13 protein-coding genes are annotated in these 16621 nt (G+C 44.7%); 12 read left to right on the top strand and 1 reads right to left on the bottom strand.

Going from position 1 to position 16621, the window contains the following annotated elements; genetic code table 11:
• Position 1 precedes the first annotated feature (1 nt).
• Positions 2-562, bottom strand: coding sequence for a hypothetical protein (locus FTW16_RS12385; RefSeq protein ID WP_146491300.1), 561 nt, complete (start codon positions 560-562; stop codon positions 2-4).
• Between the two features lie 81 nt (positions 563-643).
• Between FTW16_RS12385 and FTW16_RS12380 the strand changes: the two genes are divergently transcribed.
• The 12 genes from FTW16_RS12380 (at position 644) to FTW16_RS12325 (ending at position 16620) form a co-directional block, all read left to right on the top strand.
• The gene (locus tag FTW16_RS12380) at positions 644-1960 is read left to right on the top strand and encodes a MipA/OmpV family protein (protein WP_146491299.1); all 1317 of its coding nucleotides are present in this window, start codon (positions 644-646) and stop codon (positions 1958-1960) included.
• Positions 1961-2382: 422 nt separating this feature from the next.
• Positions 2383-3429, top strand: a complete 1047-nt coding sequence (locus tag FTW16_RS12375) for an alcohol dehydrogenase catalytic domain-containing protein (protein ID WP_146491298.1) — start codon at positions 2383-2385, stop codon at positions 3427-3429.
• A 22-nt stretch (positions 3430-3451) separates the two neighbouring features.
• Entirely contained in the window at positions 3452-4663 is a 1212-nt protein-coding gene (locus tag FTW16_RS12370) for an OFA family MFS transporter (protein WP_146491297.1), read from the top strand.
• A gap of 452 nt (positions 4664-5115) precedes the next feature.
• Entirely contained in the window at positions 5116-6408 is a 1293-nt protein-coding gene (locus tag FTW16_RS12365; RefSeq protein WP_261383443.1) for a hypothetical protein, read from the top strand.
• A 15-nt stretch (positions 6409-6423) separates the two neighbouring features.
• Positions 6424-7404, top strand: coding sequence for a hypothetical protein (locus FTW16_RS12360; protein WP_146491295.1), 981 nt, complete (start codon positions 6424-6426; stop codon positions 7402-7404).
• A gap of 155 nt (positions 7405-7559) precedes the next feature.
• Positions 7560-8684 (top strand): ABC transporter ATP-binding protein, encoded by a 1125-nt coding sequence (locus tag FTW16_RS12355; RefSeq protein ID WP_146491294.1) that lies wholly within the window; start codon positions 7560-7562, stop codon positions 8682-8684.
• A 17-nt stretch (positions 8685-8701) separates the two neighbouring features.
• Entirely contained in the window at positions 8702-12073 is a 3372-nt protein-coding gene (locus FTW16_RS12350) for a GH36-type glycosyl hydrolase domain-containing protein (RefSeq protein WP_146491293.1), read from the top strand.
• Positions 12074-12168: 95 nt separating this feature from the next.
• The gene (locus FTW16_RS12345; RefSeq protein ID WP_146491292.1) at positions 12169-13158 is read left to right on the top strand and encodes a LacI family DNA-binding transcriptional regulator; all 990 of its coding nucleotides are present in this window, start codon (positions 12169-12171) and stop codon (positions 13156-13158) included.
• A 7-nt stretch (positions 13159-13165) separates the two neighbouring features.
• A complete protein-coding gene (locus FTW16_RS12340) occupies positions 13166-14413 on the top strand; it encodes an extracellular solute-binding protein (protein ID WP_146491291.1) in 1248 nt (415 codons plus the stop codon).
• A gap of 22 nt (positions 14414-14435) precedes the next feature.
• The gene (locus FTW16_RS12335) at positions 14436-15311 is read left to right on the top strand and encodes a carbohydrate ABC transporter permease (RefSeq protein WP_146491290.1); all 876 of its coding nucleotides are present in this window, start codon (positions 14436-14438) and stop codon (positions 15309-15311) included.
• A 2-nt stretch (positions 15312-15313) separates the two neighbouring features.
• On the top strand, positions 15314-16135 hold the full coding sequence (locus FTW16_RS12330; protein ID WP_102553179.1) for a carbohydrate ABC transporter permease: 822 nt from the start codon (positions 15314-15316) through the stop codon (positions 16133-16135).
• Entirely contained in the window at positions 16135-16620 is a 486-nt protein-coding gene (locus FTW16_RS12325) for a hypothetical protein (RefSeq protein WP_146491289.1), read from the top strand. Before FTW16_RS12330 ends, FTW16_RS12325 begins: the two co-directional genes overlap by 1 nt.
• Position 16621 lies beyond the last annotated feature (1 nt).

The following is a 16621-nucleotide window of genomic DNA, read 5'->3' as shown; positions in this document are numbered from 1 at the left end:
GCTAGTCGTCGTGGTGTTCTTTTATTTCCGCTTCATGCGCGTCGAAAACCGATGTTTTCAGTTCTGGCATTTCAGGTTCAATTACTTCGAATTCTCTTGTTTGAGGCTTGCTTATTTCAAGCTCCGATAACTCAGACTTTCTTGCTTCAGACTCAGTTGCTTCAGACTCAGTTGCTTCAAGAACTTCGATAACTTCCGAGCTAGAAAGTTCATGGCCCATTAGAAATATTGCCAATAAGGCATCGGCTTTTGTCTTGGTATCGGATGTGTCGTCTAACACCTGCTCCAGTTTTTCACGAATCATCGCGATTTCGTGTTCAACAAAACCGCGGCCTTCTTCATCCCCTTGATTGTCTTCAGGGGCATTATCAAATTCAAGGAATAGCATGTCGCCGTCTAGGTTAGTATTCACCAAGCGTTCGGGTAGCCACGCTTCACCCATAACAATATCTGGATCGGAATCTTTGGGTAAGTGGTCTATAATGTTTTGTAATTCTGAGACTTTCACAATACTTTCATTTAACCGAGAATATTCTTTATTGTAACGGTCAATCTCGATCAAACCTAAAAATTGTTGGCTAGAATAGTCAATAAATGTCTAACCAGTACCACAAAACTTATTACAAAGAGTAATTAAACAAGAATGAAGCGCAAATTTTCACCGAAGCTCATCTCGTATGGGACAATTCTACTAAGTAACGCTTTTCTAGCGAACAGCGTGGCGTGGGCTACTGAAGAGCAAGAGTGGGGGATTGCGGCGATGTTTCGTACCGCCAGTATTCCTTACGACACGTCAGGTGGGGACCAAACGGTTAGCTCTTTTGTTCCAATGCTATTTTTCAAGAACGACTATGTGTTTATTGATGGTACTGAGATGGGAGCCTACCTCTATCAAACCGATGACGAGAAATGGTCTTTTAATGCTATCTCTCGCATGCGTTTTATTGATATCCCGGCTTCTGAACAGAATGCAATTGAAGGTGACACTGCGGATTTTGGTGCTCAACTGACTTACCAACTTGATGGCCCTTGGTCTGTCGAGACGGAATTAATGAGTGACAGTGAATTTAACCTTCACGGTAACTTACGAGCGAAAGCTAAGTATGAAACCGGAGACTGGGAATTTTACCCAAGCGCGACACTTCGTTATAAAAGCGCTGATTTCAACAGCGAGTATTACTCAGCTGGTAATGAAACCATTGGTGCAGGTGTTGATCTGAATGTTGGTGTAGAAGCCCGTTACCATGTGATTTCGAACTTGTACTTATTGGGTTCAACCAGTGTGACTCGACTGGATGATAACGCTTATGACTCTTCTATTATCGAAGATCGTTACCAAGGCGAGCTTTACCTTGGTTTTGGTTTCTTCAACGACAAAACAAAAGCGCCTAAGCCTAAGTTAAGTAACGCACCTTATTTACGAGTCGCGCACGGTTGGGCAACGCCGTCGAATATCGGCGACATCATGAAATTCAACACCGAGAAAGACGAGTACAATAACCAACTTACATCATTCTTTTATGGCCACCCTTTAACTGATGAGATCTTTGGCTTGCCGTTGGATATCTACTTAACGCCAGGTATCGCTCACCATTGGAGTTCAGAGGTTCAATCCAGTAGTACGGAATACATCATTGCGATTAAAGCGTACTACACCTTTAACTGGCCAACGCAGTGGCGATTCGGTGTTGCAGAGGGTATGTCTTACATAGATTCGATTACTTACATCGAAGGTTCTGAAATGGATCGTAAGGGCTACACGGCAAGTCACTTGTTAAACTACTTGGACTTCTCATTTGATGTGAATGTCGGTGACCTTATCGGTAAGAATGACCTCAACAATTTATGGTTTGGTTACTCATTGCATCACCGCTCGGCGATCTTCGAAAATGCGTCCCAGTTTGGACGTATCAAAGGTGGCAGTAACTACAACACGGTTTACTTCCAATACGAGTTCTAAACCATTATTTCGATAATACCATTATTTCGACAATATAAAAAATGCTGCTCTCAATGAGCGGCATTTTTTTATTATCAAAGAAAACAGAGATAATCACTATTTGCCACTGCTAATCAATTATTCGAAAGTCACTTTAACTGAAATCTAATATATGGGTTTATTCTGATTATCTAATATTTCCTGCCTGCTTTTTGGATTTTACTACTATTTGATTATTTAACTTTCTTTCATTATTTGTTAACTTTTTTATATTATTTACAATGACTTATATTATGTTGTCATCCTGGATTTTTATGATGCTCTAACTGTGTTTGTTATCTGTTAATCGATTGTTAATTGCTGTGCTGGTCACGTTAATTATTTAATTGCCTCTATATGATGAGCTCGAATTTATATAACAACAACGTCAGCTAGGAAGAATAATGAAAGCATATGTATTTGATGGAAAAGACAGCGCGAAATTGGAAGAACGTCCAATCCCTACAATTGAGAAGCAAAGCGATGTCATCGTAAGAATCGAGAAAACCACAATTTGTGGTACGGATTTACATATATTAAGAAACAACGTTGCGACATTTAAGCCAGGCACAATAATGGGCCATGAAGGGGTTGGTATCGTTGAAGAGTGCGGTGAGTTGGTGAGTAAGTTTAAGCCAGGCGATCGCGTGATCGTGTCATGTATTACTTCATGTGGTAGCTGCAAAATGTGTCAAGTGTCTAAATTTGGTCAATGTTTAGATGGTGGCTGGCTACTTGGTAATGAAATTGATGGCTGCCAAGCGGAATACGTTCGAGTTCCTTATGGTGATACAAGTCTGCACCTTGTTCCTGATGACATCGATACAGACTCTCTGATTCTATTGAGCGACATTTTCCCAACAGGTTACGAAGTGGGTGTATTAGATGGGCAGGTTCAGCCGGGTTGCTCTGTTGCCGTCATTGGTTGTGGACCTGTTGGCCTTGCGGCCCTAATGACCTCTAAGTTCTTCACTCCAAGCGAAATCTATGCAATCGATACTAACCCTCATCGACTGCAAGTGGCTAAAGAGCTAGGCGCGACTCATGCTATCGATAACTCAGATGGTAGTGCCGTGCAGCAAATCCTCGACATGACCGACGATGTGGGTGTGGATGTGGTGATTGAAGCTATCGGTATTCCTGCTGGTTGGGATATGTCTCAGAAGTTGGTGTGTCCAGGGGGCAATATTGCAGTACTTGGTGTTCACGGAAAATCTGCAACGATTAACCTAGAAGACATGTGGAAACGAAACTTCACTATGACAGCTGGCATGGTTCATACCAACACAACGCCAATGTTAATCAAGCAAATTAGAGCGGGTTATTTGGAACCTCAAAAACTGATTAGTCACCAGTTCAATTTAACAGAGTCAGAAGAAGCTTATTCAACATTTATCCATGCTTCAGACCACAAGTCGTTGAAAGTCATCATTTCTAACGATTGTTCATAAACAGCGAATTGTTGAGGTTAGCTTGATTAGTAAACCATTTAAAATACTCGTGATAGGTTTAATCGTGAACCTATCGATCGGTATCCTATATGTATGGGGCGTTTTCAGTGAACCTTTGGCTGAGGCGCTAGGTGTTGATCCTAAGGACGTAGATGGGCCTTATCAGACTTCCGTGTTCGCATTTTCGGTAAGTCTATTTTTGGCTGGGGTATGGCAAGACAAAATAGGACCAAGGAAGGTCACAATACTTGGTGTGTTTCTTGTCGGGGCGGGGCTTTTAGCGTCCGGTTATGCCTCAACATTAGCGGAATTGCAGGTTACCTTCGGGTGCATGGTCGGTGCGGGGATGGGTTTTGCCTATGCCTGTATAGGCCCATGCACCATGAAGTGGTGGCCAGAGAACAGAAAAGGGTTGGTTAGTGGCTTAACCGCTGGTGGGTTTGCGATGGCGGCACTGTATTTGGCTCCGTTATCGACCGTTCTCATCGAACACCATGGCATCTTAGATACGTTCAAGATCCTTGGTGTCGGTCTACTCTTCATGATCCCGATGGCGTCACTGTTGGTGAATCCACCCAAAGGATATGTTTCAGAAATTCCCGGAGGAAAGGCTGCAGGATATGGATCAGACATAAACATCCAGTGGCTAGATATGCTGAAAACACCACAATTTTACCAGATATGGTTAATGTTCATGGTGTCATCAGCAGCAGGCATCATGCTTATCGGCTCTATTGGCAACGTCAGTAAATCGATAGGATTAACCGCTGAAGAAATTGCGTTGGGTATCATTTTATTAGCGATTTTTAATACCGCAGGGCGAGTCATTGGCGGCGTTGTATTCGACAGGATAGGGCGCGTTCATACTCTGGGCTTAATATTCATGTTGCAAGCGGTCAATATGGTGTTTTTTACAACCATTGAAACCACGATTCCTCTCATGATCGGGATCTCCGCAGGCGCTATGTCTTATGGTGCGTTATTCGGTGTTTTCCCTCCAGTAACAGCGGTGGATTATGGTTTGAAGACGTACGGAACCAACTTTGGAATACTCTATTCAGCATGGGGTGTGTCAGGGTTCTTCGGAGGAATACTCGCCTCGGTAGCGGGGACGGCTGAAAACACCTATTTGGCTTACGCTGCGCTTTTGGTTTCGATTACCGTAATGAATTACTTAATGAAACCCGTTGATAAGTCTGTGCTATTAAAAGACGAAGTTAATCTGGAATACTAAACACGAGACCAGTGAAGCCTTATTGCCTTCAAAGTCTCTACCAGTAACGTGTTTTCACCTAATGTTGGCTTGGGCAATCTAAGCCAACATTTTTTATACTCTGTTCACGTGGTAAGAATACTGTCACCGGAGTGAATCGCTCGCGATGTATTAGCCATGTTCGTTCACTCTCTTCCTAGTTGCCGCCTCTTCATATCCATGTAATTCGCTACTTGTTCATTCTGTGAGACTGGCTAGAACATGCTAGTCCTCTCACATGTTTCAGCTTAAATGCTTAAAGGTTTAAGCAGTAAGTTTCGATCTGACAATCCCATAATCACAAAAGGTAAATGACCACATTGCTGACAATGTTACTCAGATGGGAATATCCGTTGTGAAACGTTTATACACAAAGGTCGATACGAGAAATGATAAAAAAAAGCCTTTTAGCCACCTGTACCCTTATGGCTAGCATGTCTGCGTTCGCTGATGTCACTATCACTGAACTTACCGTTAACCCGCAACTCTACCCGGTAGGGTTTGAAGAACATTTACAGAGAAATTTGGACTTCTTTGTTGATGGCGTAGGTGTAGATCAAAAAGCCAAAGTTCCATACGACACGATTTTTGTCGATAAAGATGGCCAGATTGAACACGCGTATTACGTCAATACTACAGAGATTGGTCTTTACCTAAACGTACTGGTTGAAGCTCACAAAAATGGCAATGCCGATGCGTTAGTGCGTATTAATGAAACCTTGGATGCGCTAGCAAGTGCTCCGACTTGGAAAGGACTATTTTACTGGCCTTATGACATCGAGGGTGATCAACTTAAACCGAATAAAGATGGCATCGTTCCTGCGGTAGATAACGCCAACCTAGCCTTTGCTCTTGCGGGTGTGGCGGGTGCTTATCTGGATTCAAAACAAGCCGATGAAAAGCAAGTCATCGCTAAGGTTGAATCTATTCTTAACAGCCAAACCGACGGCTGGGCCGAACTCTATGATGAGAGCCGCGGGCTACTTTACTCGGGCTGGTCAACAACCAAGCAAGCGCCACTGACTTACCATATTGATCGTAAAGCCAATGAAAGCCGACTCGCGCCAATCTGGGCTCACCTGATCACTCAAGACTCAGAAAACACAGTGCCAAAAACTGCGTTTAACAACATGGAGTTATACACGCAAGATTACTACCTAGATGGCAAGAAATACTCTCCGATGCTGACTTGGGATGGTGCGTATTTCCAAGGCATGCTTTCGATGATTTGGTTGGAAGAACGCTCATTGATCCCAGATTTCTCGATGATCGAAGATATGACAGAGATCCAAAAGTACCACGCTATCAAGCATCAAATTCCTTTCGTGTCGTCCGCAGCAACGGTTGACGATGGTTATGCGGCATTCGGTGTCCCAGAGCTATCAGAATCTAAAGTTCGTTTTAACAATACTGATATCGCTGGTGGTGATACCGGTACACCTCATGCGCTAGCGCTTTCTTACATGGTGAATCCATTTGAAGCCGTAAAACTGTTGAACACAGTGATCGACTACTACCCACAACTTGAAACGCCATATGGCTGGTATGACGCGATAAACGGCAAAGGTGAAACCTCGACGAAAATTCTGTCTCTAGACCAAGGTATGTTTGTCGGCGCCTTCCTTTCACCGGCTATCAACCAAGATGTGCGTAAGTACCTAGAAAGCAAAAATTACTACGCCGCCATTGTTGATATGTATGAAACCTTTGAACCAAATAATAAATAGACAGAGGAATGAACCGTGAACTTTGAAAAAGCAGTGAACGCAATAAAACTAACAAGCTTCGTTCCTTTGTTAGCGCTAGCTATTCCTCTGACAGCCAATGCTGATGAACCTGTAACAGAAGAACAAGCTGAAATAGAAACAGAAGTTGGATTATGGAGTGATCATGAGTATAGGGACCTTATTTTAAGTACCGAATCAGCACAAAGCAGTAATGCAGCCCCGAGAACTCGTGCACTAACGGGTATCGAGTACGAGCATATTGACAACGAAAACCAACCCAATGAAGAGCTTCTTCACTATATCTACGCTGATGGTTTTACCCGTGTGACTGATAACTTCAGCATGGGTTACGTATTTAAAGAAATACACCATAGCCGAGGTGGTGAAAGTACTGGATTGAGTAATTATTCCGAGCTGATTCCAAGTTTTTACTGGCGTCAAAATGACAATGTTGCTTACAACCTGATGTTGTCATATGAAAAAACAATTGGCGAATGGCACTACGACAAGTATATGGCAAAACCGGGCATTGACCTAAGCTTTGGCCGTCACTTCTTACACTTAAGTGCAGAGCTTGGCTACAAAGATGAAAGGCAAGGTCCGGGCAGCCGTGGAGCGTTCATTGAGTCTGAGCCTTTGTACCTTTACCGCTTAGATAACGGCATCAATATCGGTGCAAAGGTCATCTATGTTGAAGAGCATAACGACTTCAACTATGTCGAGTTTGCCGTTAAGCCTTTAGTACAATTTAACTTTGATAACGGCAATTACTTAGAGCTGCGTTATGAAAGAGGTACGTTAGATATGGGTTCAGATCCAAGTAATCGCGACCATTATGACTATGATGTTTATGCGCTATACACGGATCTTCCAATCAATGAACATTTTTCCTTCTTGGCTGATATTCAGGTTAAAGATCGCCACGCAGATACGGCACCTTGGACTGGGGACCAATTGGTATGGTTCTCCAAAGTCGGGATTGTTTGGAAGTTCTAATAAGCAACTTTAGTTACCGTGGGATTACTGATTAGCCACAAAAAGGCGCAAATTTGATAATCCCACACTTAACCACTTGCACTATTGTTTGGATATACCGCGAAGGAAGGTGTGACCTAAATAGTGAACGCATTTATAAATAGGAATGCAGAATCATGGCGAAAGTAACGCTACAAAATGTAAACAAAGTCTATGACAACGGCTTCCACGCTATTCACGATGTGAGTTTAGACATCAAAGATGGTGAATTCATGGTGCTTGTTGGTCCATCGGGCTGTGCTAAATCCACGATGCTGAGAATGGTCGCGGGCTTGGAAAGCATTACCGATGGGCAGCTTGTGATTGGTGACCGAGAGTGTAATGACCTGCCGCCAAAAGACCGTGGCATCGCAATGGTATTCCAGAATTACGCTCTGTACCCCCACATGACCGCATACGAAAACCTAGCATTTGGTTTGGAAACGGCAAAGAAATCGAAAGCCGAAATCAAAGAGCGTGTCGCCAAAGCCGCTGAGCTTCTTGAAATCACCGACCTGCTCGATAGAAGGCCAAAGCAGATGTCAGGTGGTCAGCGCCAACGTGTAGCCTTAGGACGCGCAATGGTACGTAACCCGGATGTGTTCTTATTCGATGAACCGCTATCTAATCTAGATGCAAAATTGCGTGTGTCGATGCGTCGCCGAATTATTCGTCTGCACAGCCAACTTCAAGAATCAGGCAAGCCTGCAACCATGATCTATGTAACCCACGATCAGGTTGAAGCGATGACCATGGGAGACCGCGTCTGCATTCTTAACCAAGGTCGCATCATGCAAGTCGATACGCCGATGAATGTGTACCACAACCCTAAAAACAAGTTTGTTGCTGAGTTTATTGGCTCCCCAGCCATGAATATGCTTGAAGGCACTCTATTGGATCAAAGCGGTAAAGTGTGCGTTCAACTCAATGAGCACACCATCGAATTGTCGCAAGCACATCAAGAAAAAGCGAAAGAGTGGGTAGGGCACCGTGTTCACCTTGGTATTCGCCCTGAGCACTTGTCGGTCTCTAATCAAGCGAATCAAAACACGCTACCGGCAAAAGTTGAGGCGAAAGAAGAGTTAGGGTCAGAAGTCTACTTACACGTTACCATCTTCGATAAACCGGTGGTTTGCAAATTACTCGATACCGAGCAAACACCTGATGTCGGCACTCATTGTCACATTCAACTTCAAGTCGAGAAATGCCACGTCTTTGATGACGCTTCTCAAGAAAATATCCACTACACAGAATCAAAATAAGTTTGGAGTAAAGCTTTATGCACCACATTCAACCTGGATCACAAATGAGCGTTGGCAACGAAAGCCTGAACCTCACATTCAACGCAGATGGCGTACTAGGCGCAATTCGCAGTGATCGTTTAATGGTGTCTTTGTTCGATACGCCTGACTCAGAAATGGCTATCTCGAATGTATTTCTTCGTGTTAAAGGCGAAGGTAAATTAAATGTCACACCACTGCTTTTTTTTAATAACAAGATTGAAACGTTTAAGCAGAGCGATGGTTCATTACAGTGGGTAACAACAACGGAAGACTTTGAAGCCGTTGTGTCGATTAAAACGGCTGACCATACGTTTTTCTATGATGTGAGCATTACCAACCTCTCTTCACAGCCACTGACGTATGACTTGATTTACGGTCAAGATGTTGGCCTTGCGGATGAAGGCGCAGTTAAAACCAATGAACTGTACTGCTCTCAGTACCTTGACCATCAAATCTTTGAAAACCAAATGGGTTATGTGGTTTGTAGCCGTCAGAATTTGCCTCAATCTTCAGGCAACCCGCGCATTCAATTGGGTTCTCTTTCACCTGTCGTTGGCTACAGCACCGATGGTTTCCAGTTCTTTGGTAAAGAGTTCAAGTTAACCGGTGAGGCCGTAGCATTGAACGCACCTCAACTTGAAAACAAAAAATATCAATATGAGATGGGCTACATCGCGCTTCAAACTGAAGAAGTCACGCTTGCAGCAGACTCGTCTAAGGAAGTGGTTTTCTACGGCGTTGTCACTGTGGATTTCCCGAAATCAAATTCGGGCGAGCCTATTGAACTGGAAGAGATTACAGCTAAGCACGCTCAACTAACATTATCTGAAGAGATGGAACGCGAGCCTTTATCTTGTGTACACCAACCTAAAGGCGAGTACCTGCAGGGCGAAACGCTGAGCAAGAAAGAGATCACAGAGTTCTTCGGTGATGATCAAACGTTCGCAGACGTTAAAGGCGGTGAACTGCTTTCATTCTTCTACGGCGACAACAAATACGTGACGCTGCCAGAAAAAGAGAAGCATCTAGAGCGTATGACAGGTCATGTGATTGCGTCGGGTAATAATCAAGATTACCAGCAAGCTATCATGAGCTCGACACATTATATCGGCGGTGTTTTCAACTCACAGCTGACGCTTGGCAATACCTCATTCAATAAACTATTGGGTGTGTGCCGAAACCCGTTAAACCAATTCACTCATGCAGGGCAAAGGGTATGGGTTGAAGTGGAAGGAACCTACCGCGTATTGGGCATGCCTTCGGCTTACGAAACTGGCCAAAACTATTCGCGTTGGATCTATAAACTACTTGGCGGCTACCTAGAGATCGTTTCGTTCTCAAGTGCGCAAAGCCCAATCATCCAGCTAGATATCACTAAGCACGGAATTGAGGCTCCGCTTTCAATCAAAATGTCACACCAACTTGTTTTCGGTAATAACGAAGGCGAAGGCAGTGTTGAGATTGCAAGAGATGGCGAATTGTTCACAGTGACAGGCAAAAATGAATTGATTGATCAATTCATGCCGCAGCTGAGCTATGGTCTTGCAGTGTCAGGCATGGACGTAACGGCGGAAACGATCGGACGTGCGGAGTCTGATTCAGTGGAGTACTTGGTACTGAACGGTTCTCTTGAAAGCTATTGCTCTATCGCGATTGGTGGTAAGACGGGCGCGCTAGACACTACCGCACAATTTATCGCGTTTGAGGCGGAACGCGAGCAATACCAAAAAGGTATTCAGTCGCTGACCAAAGGCTTCAATGTTGATTTCAGTGAAGACAATGGAAATAGCCAGCGCATCAATACGTGTCTGAACTGGTTCACTCACAACGCTTTAGTTCACTACTCAACACCACACGGCTTAGAGCAATACTCAGGTGCAGCATGGGGTACGCGTGATGTGTCTCAAGGCCCATTCGAACTGTTTATGTCGATGCAGGAATACGCAAAGGCAAAAGCGTTACTAGAAGAGATCTACAGCCACCAGTATCAAGAAACGGGCACTTGGCCTCAATGGTTCATGTTCGATCAGTATGCGACTATCCAACAAGAAGAAGCGCACGGTGACATCGTAGTATGGCCGCTCAAAGCTTTAGCTGACTACCTAAATACGACGGGCGACATCAGTATTCTGGATGTTGAACTGCCATACACGCTAGCAGAAGAAGGCTTTGTAAAGAGCGAAAGCCGCTTCACTTTAATGCACCATGTACAAACTCAAGTTCAGCATATGCTTGATAACCTCGTACCGGGCACATCGCTCTCTTGCTACGGTGATGGCGACTGGGACGATACGCTACAACCAGCGAATCAATCACTGCGTGAGAACATGGTGAGTGGTTGGACAATTCCACTCACGCTGCAAACGCTTAAAGGTATGTACCAAGCCCTTCAAGGCAGTGAACATCAAGACTACGCTGCTTCTTTGATGGAGTTGGCCGACAAGATGGAAAGTGATTACCACCATTACTTGATTAAAGATGGCGTGATTGCAGGCTTTATCCATTTTGATCGCGATGACGAGGGGAGTGTTAAGCAAATCGAACACTTGCTGCATCCATCGGATCAAAAAACGGGCATCAACTACCGACTATTGCCAGCAAGCCGCTCAATCATTTCAGAAGTGTTTGATCCAGAAATGGCAAGTTCTCACATGGACATCATCAAGCAGAACCTTGTGCACCCTGACGGTGTTCGATTGATGGACAAAATGGCCGAGTACAAAGCAGGCAAGCAGAGCTACTTTAAGCGCGCAGAACTGGCAGCCAACCTTGGACGCGAGGTAGGCCTTCAATACTGTCACGCTCATATTCGATTCATCGAAGCGCTATGTAAGTTGGGCGATGCGGAAGCGGTATTCGACAACCTGTACAAAATTATTCCAGTGGGTATTCAAGACCACGTGCCAAATGCTGAGCTTCGTCAGTCGAACGCGTACTTCTCAAGTTCAGATGCGAAGTTTAACGACAGACCAACGGCATACGACAACTTTGACCAAGTGAAGAACGGTGAAGTTGCAGTGAAAGGCGGCTGGAGAATTTACTCAAGTGGCCCAGGTATCTACGTGAACCAACTTATCTCTAACGTATTTGGTGTTCGATTCGCGCACAACGATCTCATTCTTGACCCGGTTATCTCTCCGCGAGTTGGTCAAACGAAGATCCAGTTCGAGCTTGATGAGAAGCCAGTGACCTTGGTTATCGACTTGGTTGAAGGTTCACACACGCCAAAAGCTATCTCGATAAACAGTGAAACGGTGCCATTCGAACTGACTGAGAACCGCTACCGCTCTGGTGGTGCGAAGATCTCACGCGAATGGTTACTTCAGAGATTGAGTAGTGAAGAAAACACCCTTCATATCTCCCTTTAATAATCTGTTGGGCTCAGCGATGGGCCCAACCCAAAGGCTGAGTATGAGAAAAATGCAAGGTGTGAAGAGCTGGGCTCTTAAAGGAAATAAGTGAAATGAAAGTGACTATTAAAGACGTAGCTAAAAAAGCGAATGTCTCCATCGCAACCGTTTCGTACGCAATGAATGACTGCAATCGCGTCAGTGAAAAGACGCGCCAGCATGTTCTCAATATTGCTCACGAGATGAATTATGTCGCTAACACCAATGCTAAGCAGTTAAAGCAGCGTCGTAGCTACGCCATCGGCCTGTTTTTAAACAATTGGTTTGGCCCGATTTACAGCGAGCTTGTCAAAGGTATCGAGAAGGTCTGTCACCAGCGTGGCTATGATGTCGTGGCTTGTAGCATGTATGGCAATGAAGACTCTACGGCTCACAAGTATATTCGAGATCGAGTTGTTGATGGCGCGGTGGTTTTAACCAATTCATTTGATACCGAGTTTCTAAAGTCGGTCGCAGGCCCAGATTTCCCTATGGTGGTTCTAGACCGAGAAATAAGTGCTCCCGGTATCTATAACATCCTTATCGACAACTTTGGTGGCGCATTCAGTGCAACCAAAGAGTTGGTGCTTAAGGGCTGCAAAGACATCTACTTCTTCACTGGGCCTGAAGACTCATACGATAGCAAGAAGCGACTGGATGGCTACATCTCAGCTTTGGGCTATTTCAATATACCAGTTAAAAACCATCATTTGATTAAAAGCGATTTCACAGAAAAGACCGCTTACAAGCAGATGAAGGAGTTATTGGAACAGGGGCGCAGGCCCGACGCGGTATTTGCGGCCAATGATGAAATGGCGATCGGCATAATTCGCGCAGCGAAGCGTTTTGAAATAGACATCCCGAGCGAAATGAAGCTCGTCGGTTTCGACAATATAAGAATGGCAGAGTTAATGATTCCGAGTTTAACGACCGTTACCCATGAGAAAGAGGGGATGGGGGAGCTTGCAGCATCAACGCTTATCAATGCGCTTGATGAAAAAGCTAAAGACTCACAAGCATTAACGATTTTGCCAACGTCATTAATTTTACGTGAAACTCTGTAGGATAGTTATGAAAAAGTGGTTGATTGGATGTGTGCTTGCGCTGAGTTCGCAAGTGTCACTCGCAGATAATACCCGTATCGAAGTCATGACCCCAGTGGGTAACTACATGGACTTTGTCCGTTCTGAGTTAGTTCCTGAGTTCAAAAAAAGATATCCAAACGTAGATGTAGTCGTATCAAACGATGAAAACCTGGAAACCCGCATGGCAGCAGGCGATGTGCCAAACCTATATGCAGGTGTGTTTGGTTACCAACCCGCGAAATACGCCAAGATGGGTAAGCTCGCTTACTTAGAGCAGTTCGAAGGGTTCAATGCGATGGAGGACAGGATCGATCCTGTATTCATGCAGAAAAATTACGGTCGAAACTACTACATCCCTTGGAATGCAACAACGACGCTGATGCTCTACAACAAAGAGCTGTTCATTGAAGCGGGTTTAGATCCAGAGGACCCACCTCAAACCTGGGACGAATTTTTACACGCGGCAGAAAAGATCAGCCAACTGCCTCCAAGAGCAGATGGCAGCCCAGTGTACGGCACCGTATTCTGGAACGAAGCACTGTCTTGGGGTAGCTGGTACTGGAGCATGCTGGCTCAGATGTACTACAACTTCAACGACGGCCAATACGGCTTGCTTAATCGTTTCGGTACCAACCCTAACTTCGATAGAGAAGAAGCGAACCTAGCGCTGTTCTTTGAAACCATGGCGAAGGCGCAGCAGTATGCTCCACTGACCATGGAGAAGAACTTCTTCTCACGCACCATTGGTATGTGGCCACAGTTTGGCTTTGGCTGGAAAGCAAACTTAACTGAAGCGGCTGGTAAGCCGATGGTGGTGGGAGAAGATGTTGGATTAGCACCGATTCCGACGCTGAACAAAGGCGACACCTCATATTCTACACTGGATGGTCGCGCGCTAATGATCTTCAAAAATAGCGTCGAGAAAGAGCAGCTGTCGTGGGCGTTCTTAGAGCTGATGATGGAAGATGAGTTTAACCACAAAGCGAATGTGGCGCTAGGACAACTGCCAACGCTGAACTCGCTAAAAGACCGACCTTACTACAATACATCAGAAGCCAAACCATTTGTTGAGCAACTACCAAACGCAAAACTGAATGAACCTTTTGCGCTGTCAGCAGACATGGCTGGAGTCATTCTAGAGCAGTATTCCAAAGCCGTGGTTAAGCAAGATGTTTCCGCTGAGGAAGCGGTAGAAGCGGCGGCGAAACAAGCTGAAAAACTCATTAACGAATAGTGTGATAGGTCTAAGTGAAACTATGAAAAAAGATAACCTCATAACCGGCTACCTGTTCCTTGCACCATGGATTGTGTACTTCGCGGTCTTTTTGATTTACCCGTTTTTCTTGTCATTTGAGAGTAGCTTTCTAAGCGTCAATATCCTCATGCCGGAGAACACTAAGTTCATCGGTTTAACCAATTGGATTACAGTGGTGACGGACTTCTTGTTTTGGAAGTCATTGTTCAATGTCGTGTTTAACCAAGTCATCTTCGTGTCGTTGAGCTTCGTGATTGGACTGGGTTTGGCCTTACTGCTCAATGAGATCAAATTCTTGTCGAGCATGTTCCGCACCATCATGTTCATTCCAGTAGTGACCTCTATCACTGTGGCGATGATCATTTTCGACTTCGTATCAGGTCCTTCAGGTCCAATTCAAAGCACTATGGTGGGGGCGAATCTTCTTTCAGAGCCGGTGTTCTGGAAGTTTGAAGAGTGGTTACCAATGCCTGTGATTGCAGTGTTCAGTGCATGGAAGTGGTTCGGTGTGCAGATGATCATCTTTCTAGGTGGTATCGCGAGTATCGATAAATCTTTGTTCGAAGCTGCTGATATTGATGGCGCGTCGTGGTGGCGTAAGACTAAGAAAATCACTCTGCCGATGATCATGCCACAGATCGTGTTTGTGATGACAATGAACATCATCAACGGCCTGCAGATGTTTATCGAAGTGTTCATGAACTTTGATTTAAACGGTGGCCCTTATCAATCGGCGCTGACCCCTGTGCTTTATCTCTACCAAACCGGTTTTGAGCAGATGAAGATGGGTGAAGCTTCAACCATTGGCTTAATGCTCGCTTGCGTAATTTACCTGCTGACGATGATGCAGTTAAAAATCACCAGTAAGGAAGACTAATCATGAATGCTGATAAGAAAAAAAACCTACTGATTTACGGCACTCTTCTGGTTGCCACCCTTATTGTGTTGTATCCGTTCTTTTACATGGTGATCAACTCATTTAAGACGGGTCCAGAGATTATGCACAGCCCGAACAGCCTGCCAAAAGAGTGGTCGTTTGCTGGCTACATCAAGGTGTTTGACTCAGTGAACTTGGGGAGAGTTTTCTTCAACACCATCTTCATCTCGGTCACTGTCACGGTACTGAACACATTGTTCTCATCGATGGTTGCGTATTCGATTGTTAAAACCAACTTACCTGGCCGAGAGTTTTGGCTGAAAGTGATTCTTGGTTCGATGATGATTCCGGCGATTCTTTTCACCATCCCAACTTACATGATGATGTACGAGTGGAACTGGATTAACACCTATCGCGTGCTGATCATCCCGGGGGCGATCAGTGCGTACAACATCTTCTTGATGGTGCAATTCATGAAGCAAATAGACAACGCTTACTTGGAAGCGGCTCGCATAGATGGTGCAAGTGAGATGCGTATCTTCTTCAAAATCATTCTGCCTATGATGCGACCAGCTTTGGCAACCGTCGGTATCCTGACCTTCATGGGTGCATGGAATGACTTTATGGGGCCGCTACTTTATGTTCGTGATGAGTCTCTGATGACGCTGCAGCTTGCTCTGTATAACTTTAAAACTGAAGTACCGGGAACCAACCTAGAGCAATTGTGGGCGATGACCACTATGATTGCGGTTCCTGTTGTGATTGTCTTTTTCTGCCTACAGAAGAACTTCATCAAGGCATTTACTGGCGTAGGGGTTAAGTAATGAAAGTATCGACAGGATATAAATTGTTAGTGCTGGCCTCGGTTATATTTATCGCTTATGGCTCCGCTTGGTTGAGAGCTTACTCACTATCGGAAAACTACTTTGCATACGCAGAGCAGCAATACGAAAAAGGTGAGCTGGTGACTGCGTTAAAAGGGATGAACAAACTCGAACTCAGAATTGAAGACGAGTATTTGGGTGGCTACCAGCAGGTGATTGAAACTTGGAGAAACGCAACGCTTGGTCCTAAGCCAGATGCGTACTACGAGTCATTAGAAAAACCTTCATTGATCATTGAACAACTTAACGAACAACAGTTAATGGAGTTCATCGAGATCTACGTTCAACTTGATTCTCGATATGTGCCAACGGCGGCCGACCAACTGCGACGCTTAGCGAAACAGTCTGGTAATGATGCGTTATACCAAGAGATGACCGAGTTTCTAACCGAAGCTTTCCCACGTTACAAAATGAAAGAGATCTAAT

Origin of the sequence: Vibrio sp. T20 (assembly GCF_007858795.1) — a bacterium.
Lineage (GTDB): Bacteria > Pseudomonadota > Gammaproteobacteria > Enterobacterales > Vibrionaceae > Vibrio > Vibrio satsumensis.
This window is presented reverse-complemented; position numbering and strand designations above follow the sequence as displayed.

Bases quoted from the DNA above. Each gene is read 5' to 3' on its own strand.
- FTW16_RS12330 (WP_102553179.1), top strand. From the start codon at position 15,314: ATGAATGCTGATAAGAAAAAAAACCTACTGATTTACGGCACTCTTCTG.
- FTW16_RS12345 (WP_146491292.1), top strand. From the start codon at position 12,169: ATGAAAGTGACTATTAAAGACGTAGCTAAAAAAGCGAATGTCTCCATC.
- FTW16_RS12375 (WP_146491298.1), top strand. From the start codon at position 2,383: ATGAAAGCATATGTATTTGATGGAAAAGACAGCGCGAAATTGGAAGAA.
- FTW16_RS12325 (WP_146491289.1), top strand. From the start codon at position 16,135: ATGAAAGTATCGACAGGATATAAATTGTTAGTGCTGGCCTCGGTTATA.
- FTW16_RS12335 (WP_146491290.1), top strand. From the start codon at position 14,436: ATGAAAAAAGATAACCTCATAACCGGCTACCTGTTCCTTGCACCATGG.
- FTW16_RS12380 (WP_146491299.1), top strand. From the start codon at position 644: ATGAAGCGCAAATTTTCACCGAAGCTCATCTCGTATGGGACAATTCTA.
- FTW16_RS12340 (WP_146491291.1), top strand. From the start codon at position 13,166: ATGAAAAAGTGGTTGATTGGATGTGTGCTTGCGCTGAGTTCGCAAGTG.
- FTW16_RS12355 (WP_146491294.1), top strand. From the start codon at position 7,560: ATGGCGAAAGTAACGCTACAAAATGTAAACAAAGTCTATGACAACGGC.
- FTW16_RS12365 (WP_261383443.1), top strand. From the start codon at position 5,116: ATGTCTGCGTTCGCTGATGTCACTATCACTGAACTTACCGTTAACCCG.
- FTW16_RS12350 (WP_146491293.1), top strand. From the start codon at position 8,702: ATGCACCACATTCAACCTGGATCACAAATGAGCGTTGGCAACGAAAGC.